Source organism: Streptomyces sp. NPDC088707 (assembly GCF_044752725.1).
GTDB lineage: Bacteria > Actinomycetota > Actinomycetes > Streptomycetales > Streptomycetaceae > Streptomyces.
On the sequence record NZ_JBIVLV010000012.1, the window covers coordinates 161,892 to 169,750 of the forward strand.

8 protein-coding genes are annotated in these 7,859 nt (G+C 73.7%); 6 read left to right on the top strand and 2 right to left on the bottom strand.

What is annotated here, in order from left to right; all coding sequences use genetic code 11:
* Window positions 1-152: 152 nt before the first annotated feature.
* Both ACIP84_RS31485 and ACIP84_RS31490 read left to right on the top strand, forming a co-directional pair.
* Window positions 153-1,541, top strand: a complete 1,389-nt coding sequence (locus ACIP84_RS31485; protein ID WP_355959509.1) for a helix-turn-helix domain-containing protein — start codon at window positions 153-155, stop codon at window positions 1,539-1,541.
* 94 nt (window positions 1,542-1,635) lie between these two features.
* Window positions 1,636-2,559 carry an ornithine carbamoyltransferase gene (locus ACIP84_RS31490; protein WP_266970029.1) on the top strand — a complete coding sequence of 308 codons (924 nt, stop codon included), beginning with the start codon at window positions 1,636-1,638 and terminating at the stop codon, window positions 2,557-2,559.
* Between the two features lie 88 nt (window positions 2,560-2,647).
* On the opposite strand, the gene ACIP84_RS31495 is transcribed toward ACIP84_RS31490, so the two are convergent.
* Together ACIP84_RS31495 and ACIP84_RS31500 are read right to left on the bottom strand one after the other, a co-directional pair.
* On the bottom strand, window positions 2,648-2,860 hold the full coding sequence (locus ACIP84_RS31495) for an MbtH family NRPS accessory protein (protein WP_055602877.1): 213 nt from the start codon (window positions 2,858-2,860) through the stop codon (window positions 2,648-2,650).
* A 156-nt stretch (window positions 2,861-3,016) separates the two neighbouring features.
* Window positions 3,017-3,286, bottom strand: coding sequence for a hypothetical protein (locus tag ACIP84_RS31500; RefSeq protein ID WP_209497201.1), 270 nt, complete (start codon window positions 3,284-3,286; stop codon window positions 3,017-3,019).
* 258 nt (window positions 3,287-3,544) lie between these two features.
* Between ACIP84_RS31500 and ACIP84_RS31505 the strand changes: the two genes are divergently transcribed.
* Genes ACIP84_RS31505 through ACIP84_RS31520 form a run of 4 tightly spaced genes read left to right on the top strand, consistent with a single transcriptional unit; the run spans window position 3,545 to window position 7,801 of the window.
* Window positions 3,545-4,186 (top strand): cobalamin B12-binding domain-containing protein, encoded by a 642-nt coding sequence (locus tag ACIP84_RS31505; protein WP_401802465.1) that lies wholly within the window; start codon window positions 3,545-3,547, stop codon window positions 4,184-4,186.
* Window positions 4,183-5,490 (top strand): methylaspartate mutase, encoded by a 1,308-nt coding sequence (locus tag ACIP84_RS31510; protein WP_401802468.1) that lies wholly within the window; start codon window positions 4,183-4,185, stop codon window positions 5,488-5,490. Before ACIP84_RS31505 ends, ACIP84_RS31510 begins: the two co-directional genes overlap by 4 nt.
* Window positions 5,487-6,509 carry an asparagine synthetase A gene (locus ACIP84_RS31515; protein WP_401802471.1) on the top strand — a complete coding sequence of 341 codons (1,023 nt, stop codon included), beginning with the start codon at window positions 5,487-5,489 and terminating at the stop codon, window positions 6,507-6,509. The genes ACIP84_RS31510 and ACIP84_RS31515 overlap by 4 nt, the downstream gene beginning before the upstream one ends.
* Window positions 6,506-7,801, top strand: coding sequence for a glutamate synthase-related protein (locus tag ACIP84_RS31520; RefSeq protein WP_401802474.1), 1,296 nt, complete (start codon window positions 6,506-6,508; stop codon window positions 7,799-7,801). The genes ACIP84_RS31515 and ACIP84_RS31520 overlap by 4 nt, the downstream gene beginning before the upstream one ends.
* Window positions 7,802-7,859: the final 58 nt, after the last annotated feature.

Here is a 7,859-nt window from a genome sequence, read left to right on the forward strand (position 1 = left end):
CGCCGGTGTTTGCGGATCCTAGCCCGTTCCCGTGACCCCCGGGAACGAGGCGGTACGGGATCGGTAAGCGGTTCCGCCACCGTATGACCCACGAGGCCGACTCCTTCACGGCCCTCGCCACTGAGGACCCCCATGCAGCAAGGAGACTGGTCATGACCGAACAGGCATCGCCGGACGGGCTCGCCGAGCAGCTGCGGGCGGCACGGCAGTGGGCAGGGATCACCCAGGAGCAGCTGGCCGGGCTGTCGACCGTCAGCGTGCGGGCCATCCGCGATCTGGAGCAGGGGCGGGTGCGGCACCCGCGCCGGGAGACGCTCCGGCTGCTCGCCGGCGCCATGCGGCTGAGCGACGCCCGCCGCGCCGCCCTGGAGCTGGCCGTCGAGGGGGCGGAGGCCGGCACGGTGATGCGCGAGGCGTACGGCGCCGAACTGGCACCGCCGCCCAAGCCGTTGCGCAGACTCGTCGGCCGCACCGAGGAACTCCGCGTCCTGACCGGCCTGCTGGCCACCGAGCACGAGCGACTCCTCAGCGTGGTGGGCCTGGCCGGCGTGGGCAAGACGCGACTGGCCCAGGAGGCAGCCCTGTTGCTCCACGGCCGCGACCGGACCCCCGTCGTCTGGGTCGACATGACCGAGACGGCGCCGCCGGCGGCCGGGCCCGCCGGGACCCGCAGTCCGCGGTCCGCGCTGACGGGCTGGGCCCGTTCCCTCGCCCTCGGCGGCCGTGGCCTGGACGAACTCGCCTCCGTGATACGCGGCCGGGCCACCCTGCTCGTCCTCGACGGCCACGACGCCGGCCCCCGCCTCACGCCCCCGCTCCTCGAACTGCTGCACGTCTGCGAGGGGCTCAAGGTGCTGATCACCACGCGCGAGCCGCACCGCACCCCGGGCAACCGGATGCTGCCGCTCGGCCCGCTGCCGGTACCCGACCCGGAGCCGGCGGACGCCCCGAGCGGGGCCGAGGCGCCCGGCGCCTCCCTGACCGCCGGGCAGCCCGCCGTCGAGCTCATGCTGTCGTACGTCGGTCACATGCGCCCCGACCTGATGCCCGGCGACTCGCTGGTGCGCACGGTGGCCCGGATCAGCCGGGCCCTCGACGGTGTGCCGCGGGCGATGGAGGCCGCCGCCTCCTGGCTGCTGCTGCGCTCTCCCGCGGAGCTGCTGCGGATCGCGCGGACCACGCCGCTCGACGTCGTCGACGACGTGACCGCCGGGGACGCCGGTGGCGACGCGGGCGGCGAGGGGCTCGCCGCGCTGCTCGCGGCGGCCGTGGCGCGGCTCGACGACGGACCCGCTGCGCTGCTCGGCGACCTGAGCCTCCTTCCCGACGGCTGGAGCGCCGACCAGGCCGCCGCAGGCCTGTCGGCGACACCGGCCGCCGTGGTGCGCGACGTCCACGCACTGATGCTGCGCGGCCTCGTGCGGCGCCTTCCCGGCGACGAGGACGGAGCCCCCCGGTTCGGGGTGCTCAACCTGGTGCGGCAGCTCGCCGCCGAACGCGCCGCCTCGCTCGTACCGGCGGCGGCGCTCGTCTCCACCTGAGCGGGCCCCGACTCTCCCTCCGCTCGTCTTCCCCTCCCTTCCCCTCCCTTCCTCTTCCCCTCCCCTTCCTCCTCCGAAGAAAGGCCCGTCCGCCATGCGCAACCTGATCTCGCTCGCCGACCTGAAGCCCGAGCAGCTCGCCCGTATCGTCGCCCGCGCCGTCGAGTTCGGCACCGGCGGCGTCGACGACAAGCCGCTGGCCGGACGCCAGGTCGGGGTCTACTTCCGCAAGTCGTCCACCCGGACCCGGACCTCGTTCTGGAGCGGCGCCACCCGGCTGGGCGCCGACGTCATCACCTTCGGCCCCGACGAACTCCAGCTGACCACCGGTGAGACCGTGGAGGACACCAGCCGCGTCCTCGGCCAGTACCTCGACGCGCTAGTCGTCCGCACCAACGGCGACGTGGCGGAGATGCGCCGCCTCGGCGGCAGCCCGGACCTCGCTGTGGTGAACGCCCTCAGCCTCGACGAGCACCCGACCCAGGCGATCGCCGACCTGACGACGCTCGCCGAACACTTCGGGAAGCTCGCCGGACTCCATGTGCTCGTCGTCGGCGAGGGCAACAGCTCCGGCGCGGCGCTCGCACTGGCCGGCGCGCTCACCCCCGGGCTGCGGATCACCCTGCTCAGCCCCGAGGGGTACGAGGTGCCCAAGAGCACCATGGACCTCGTCGACGAACTGAGCGGCGGCGACCACCAGGTGCGCCGGATCACCGACCCGGCCGAGGTCGAGGGCCCCGTCGACGCGGTCTACACGAGCCGCTGGCAGACCATGGGCGTACCGAAGGCGGACCCCGACTGGCTCGCGGCGTTCGAGGGCTTCGCCATCGACCGCGCGTTCTTCGAGCGGTACAGCGGCCCGGACACCGTCTTCCTGCACGACCTGCCCGCCGTGCGCGGCCAGGAGGTCACCGACGAGGTCCTCGACGGTGAGCGCAGCCTCGCGTGGCGGCAGGCCCACCACAAGATGACCGCGGCGATGGCCGTACTGGAGTGGTGCGTGGTCGGCGAGAACTGAGCGGCAGGTCCGAAACGGACGGGGGCGGCGTCGGTACGGGTTCGTGGAACCCGGTACCGACGCCGCCCCCGCGTGTGGGCGACCGTCGTCAGCCGCCCATCGCGGCGACCACCGAACGGGGCCGCAGATCCGTCCAGTTGGCCTCGATGTACTCGGCGCACTCCTGCTTGCTGCCCTCCTCGCGGACCAGCTGCCAGCCCTCCGGGCGGCGGATCCGGGCGGGCCACAGCGAGTGCTGGCCCTCGTCGTTGGCCAGGACGACGAAACGGCCGTCGGCGTCGTCGAACGGATTGGTTGCCATGGCTTCACCTCTGTGGGTTCCGTGGAACGGGGATGCGGTGCCGCACCGGTGCCCCGACGCTACGAGACGGTGCCCGCCGGTTCGGGCAGCCGGGGCGGCAGTTGGGCGGCAGACCGCCCGAGCCTCCCGCGCGACGGCCGGCCCTCACCCGGGGACCTATACGAGGACGCGGGACACCTCGTTGGCGCGTGTGACGGCGATGCCGGTGGCGACCGCGGCGGCCCGCACCGAACCGAGCGCCTCGCGCAGCAGCTCCGTGCGCAGCTGCGGCTGGTCCGCCAGCTCCGGCCGGTCGGCGTCGATCAGCTGCACCGCCGCCTCCAGCACGGCGAACGTGGCCTCGCCCAGGGGCTCGTGGCGGTCGGCATCGGTCATGACGTCGCGCAGGGCCGCGGCCAGTTCCGCGGCGGGGGCGATCTGGGACATGGGTCCACTCCTCAGGGTTCTCGGACGCGCGTGCTCCCGCGTTCCGCTCCGGCCGACAGGGCTGCGGAGCGGCGGATCTCGACTGTAGGGCGGGCCGGGAGGGCGGCGGCGACAGGCACCGGCAACTGCCGCCCGGCTGCCGCCCGGGGCGCCGGTCGGCGGGGTTCCGCGTTCCTACGATCGATGCCGAAGGGATGTTCCGAGCGATCCAGGACCTCCTTCTCCCACTTGTCATCCCACGATGTGGACGAAGAAGTGATGATGCAGACTGCGGAATGGGCGTCCCGAGAGCGATCCGGGCCGCTGGACGTCGTTGTCACCGGACTGCCGTCCGATGCACACACCTGGAACCTCGTATTCATCCAGCTGTTGATCGAGGACCTGGGACACCACGTCATCAACCTGGGCCCGTGCGTCCCCCAGGACGAGATCGTCGAATCCTGCGGCAAGTACCAGCCCGACCTGCTCGTGGTCAGCACCGTCAACGGCCACGGCTTCCAGGACGCCGACCAGCTCATCCGGGCGATCCGCTCACGCTGGGAACTGGCCGGCCTGCCCGCCGTCATCGGCGGCAAGCTGGGCGTCCTCGGCGCCGAGCAGCGGGCCGGGCACGGCCGCCGGCTCCGCGAGGCGGGCTTCGACGCGGTGTTCCAGGACGGCCCGGAGCAGGGTCAGGACGCGGGCCTCGGCGCCTTCGAGGCGTTCATCGCCCGACTGGACGCCGAGCGCGGCCCGGCAGCCCCGCTCCCGGGCGACGGCGCGCCAGCCGGCCCGCTGTCGGGCGGCGGAGCCACGCCCGCCCCGCTGTCGGGCGGCGGCTCTCCGGCTGCCGGCCGCATCCCCGCCGCCGCCCTCGCCCCGGTGGCCTCCGCCGCCTCCCTCGAAGGGGTGGCAGGGTGACGTCCTTCGGCCGGTTCGTGGCCGCGGCCCACGCGAGGGGCGCCCTCGTGGTCCAGCCCCGCATGGGCTTCTCCGAGCCCGCCCGGATGAGGACCGGGCTCGCGGCCACCAAGGCCGCCACGGACGCCGTCGCCGGCACCCTCACCATCGACAGCTACACCCGGGTCTGCGACGAGCCCTCGGCCGTCCGCGCCCTGGGCGACGGCATCCCGCTCAACGGCTACCCGATCACCTCCTACAGCCCGAGCACCTCGCACTGGGTCCTGGACGGACTCGCGGACGACACCTTCCCCGTCCAGGTCCGGCACGGCTCGGCACGGCCCCAGCGGATCGTCGCCGCGCTCGCCAGGCTCGGCCTCACCGCGACCGAGGGCGGCCCCGTCTCGTACTGCCTGCCCTACGGCCGTACCCCGCTGGAGGACTCCGTCCGCAACTGGGACGAGACCTGCCGGCAGTTGGCCGCCCTCCGCGCCGACGGCGCGGAACCCCACCTGGAGAGCTTCGGCGGCTGCATGCTCGGCCAGCTCTGCCCGCCGGGACTGCTCGTGGCCATCAGCGCCCTGGAGGGGGTCTTCTTCCACCGGGCCGGACTGCGGTCCGTCTCGCTCAGCTACGCCCAGCAGACCAACCCCGAGCAGGACCGGCAGGCGGTCCGCGCGCTGCGCCGGCTCGCGGCCGAACTCCTGCCGGACACCGACTGGCACGTCGTCGTCTACACCTACATGGGCGTCTACCCGAGGACCACCCGCGGAGCCCACGCCCTCCTGGCGGACTCCGCCGAGCTCGCGGTCCGGGCCGGCGGGCGGCGGCTCATCGTGAAGACCGCCGCCGAGGCCCACCGCATCCCGACCGTCGCCGAGAACGTCCGGGCTCTGCGCATCGCGACGGAGGCGGCCCGCCGGGCCGCCGCGACCGCGGGCGCCGAGGACACGGACGACGAGGCCGGCAACCCCGTCTACGCGGAGGCACGCGCCCTCGTGGACGCCGTACTCGACCTGCACACCGACCTCGGCAGCGCGCTCCTGAAGGCCTTCGAGCGCGGATACCTGGACGTCCCCTACTGCCTGCACCCCGACAACGCCGGCCGCTCCCGCAGCCACATCGACGCGGCGGGCCGCCTGACCTGGTCGAACATCGGGGCCATGCCCATCGGGCGGGTCGCCGGACGCAGCGGCGCCCGGCTCACCGCGACCGGACTCCACGACGCGCTGACCTTCGTACAGCGCCGATACGACCACCTCGACACCCGCACCGAGGACGTCGACCCCACCCCCGTCGACGCCCCTCTCCTCCAGGAGGTATGACCATGACCGTCACCATCGCCGAGGCCGTGGACGAGGCGCTCCTGCCGTTCCCGGCGTCGCCCGACGCACATCTGACCGATCCGCTGACCCGGGCCACCCTGCGCGTGCAGAGCCGCATGCTCGCCGCCACGCGTGCCTTCCTGACCGGCCGCGGCTTCCAGGAGCTGCTGCCGCCCATCATCGGCCCGGTCACCGACCCCGGCATCCGCGGCTCCAAGCAGGTGGACGTCGACTTCTACGGCCACAAGTACAAGATGATGACGAGCGCGATCCTCTACAAGCAGGCCTCACTCCTCGCCTTCGACAAGATCTTCTACATCGCGCCCAACGTCCGGCTGGAGCCCCTCGAGACGGCCGTCACGCACCGCCACCTCGCCGAGTTCCACCAGATCGACGTCGAGATACGCGACGCCCGCCGCGAGGACGCGATGGACCTCGCCGAGCAGCTCGTCACCCATGTCGTCGCCGAGGTCGTGTCCCACATGCCGGCCGAACTCGACGTGCTTGGCCGGGACACCGACGCCCTGCGCGAGATCTTCGCGGGTGCGTTCGGCCGCGTCGGCCACCAGCGGGCCACCGCCGAGCTGATCGGCCTCGGCCACCCCCAGGACCCGGCCGCCGAGATCGACTGGCAGGGGGAGGAGATCGTCTCGGCCCGCGCCGACCGCCCCTTCTTCATCACCGACTACCCCAAGGGCTCCCGCGGGTTCTACGACAAGGAGGACGCCGAACAGCCCGGGGTGCTGCGGAACTTCGACCTCATCGCCCCCGAGGGGTACGGCGAGCTCGCCAGCGGCAGCGAGCGGGAGCACGACTACGCCACCCTCGTCACCCGCATGCGGGAGACCGGCGAGAACCCCGCCAAGTACGGCTGGTACCTGGACCTGGCCCGCCGCGGCATCCCCGCCAGCTCCGGCTTCGGCATCGGTCTCGAGCGCTTCACCCGCTACGTCACCGGACGGCAGGCCGCCTGGCAGGCCAGCGCCTACCCGAAGCTCCCCGGGGTGGTGTCGGCGTGAGCAGCGCACTCGTCGCGGACGGCTTCCCCGAGGAGCAGGTCCGGCAGCGCGCCCGGCACGGCGCCGGGGCCGTCTTCCCCGCCGAGGCGGGCTACGGCACCGGACTGCTCGGCGCCGTTCCCGCCCCGTCCGCTGGGCGGCCCGGGTACGACCCGGACGACGTGCTGGAGCGGATCCGGATCGTGCCGCCCGTCTTCATGCCCGAGCGGCTGAAGAAGCTCATCGACCTCGCCCGCGAGCCGCTGTACAGCGATGTCGAACTCGACACCGTCATCGGCGGGTTCACCAGCCGGCTGCCGCTGTACGTGTCGGCCTTCGGGTCCACCCGGGTCGCCAGCCACGACCTCGGCGAGGCCGCCGGACGGCAGGCCGGAGCGCTCGGCATCCCGCTGGTCATCGGCGAGAACGTCGTCCCCGTCAACGGCTACCGCAGCGCGGGCGAGGCCGGCGCCTCCCCGCTGCTCGGCCGGATCGCCGCCTACGCCGAGGCGGCCGACGACGAGCACGGCGGCGTCGTCGTCCAGCAGTCCACCGAGGACGCCGACGCCGAGGTGTGGAACCTCGTCTACAGCGACCCGGTCACGGAACCCCTGCTCGCCACCGGCCGGCTCGCCTTCGAGCTCAAGGTCGGCCAGGGCGCCAAGCCCGGCCTCGGCGGGCTCACCCTCCTCGACCGGGAGACCGCGGGGCAGGTCGCCGAGCAGTACTCCCTCGACGAGGTGTTCGGCGCCGGCAGCGACCAGGTGCTCCGGGTCGCCAGCCCCGGCACCTTCACCGAGGAGATCCTGCGCCAGCAGATCCGCCTCATGCGCAACAACTTCCCCCGCGCCCGGGTGTGGGTGAAGCTGCACCCCGGCCGGGACGTGGCCCACGCCGCGGCCACCGCCTGGGCGGCCGGCGCGGACTCCGTCACCGTCGACGGCGCGGAGGGCGGCACCGCCTGGGCCCCCACCGGCTTCCTCACCCACGTCGGCCTGCCGCTCGCCGACTGCCTGCGCCGGGTCGGACCCACCGACCACTGCCTCCTCGCCAGCGGACGCATGTGGGAGGGCACCCGTGCCGTCAAGGCCCTCGCCCTCGGCGCCCGCGCCGTCGGTCTCGGCCGCGCCGCGCTGCTCGCCGTCGACGAGGACCGCGAGGCGGGCCTGATCCGGCTCGTCGAAGCCCTCGCCCTCGAACTGCGGATGCTGACCAGCGCGGTCGGCAAGTACCACGTGAACGGCCTGGACCCGGAGGACCTGCACCTGCCGGACCGGTGGGAGCGGCCCCCGGCCGCCCCCGGCGCCGCCTAGCCCGCCTCAGCACCACCTACGCGATTCCCAGTCGTGGCCGTACGGGATGTCCGGCACG

Excerpts from the sequence above, each read along its gene's own strand:
- ACIP84_RS31490 (WP_266970029.1), top strand. The coding sequence starts at position 1,636 with ATGCGCAACCTGATCTCGCTCGCCGACCTGAAGCCCGAGCAGCTCGCC.
- ACIP84_RS31495 (WP_055602877.1), bottom strand. The coding sequence starts at position 2,860 with ATGGCAACCAATCCGTTCGACGACGCCGACGGCCGTTTCGTCGTCCTG.
- ACIP84_RS31505 (WP_401802465.1), top strand. The coding sequence starts at position 3,545 with ATGATGCAGACTGCGGAATGGGCGTCCCGAGAGCGATCCGGGCCGCTG.
- ACIP84_RS31500 (WP_209497201.1), bottom strand. The coding sequence starts at position 3,286 with ATGTCCCAGATCGCCCCCGCCGCGGAACTGGCCGCGGCCCTGCGCGAC.
- ACIP84_RS31515 (WP_401802471.1), top strand. The coding sequence starts at position 5,487 with ATGACCATGACCGTCACCATCGCCGAGGCCGTGGACGAGGCGCTCCTG.
- ACIP84_RS31485 (WP_355959509.1), top strand. The coding sequence starts at position 153 with ATGACCGAACAGGCATCGCCGGACGGGCTCGCCGAGCAGCTGCGGGCG.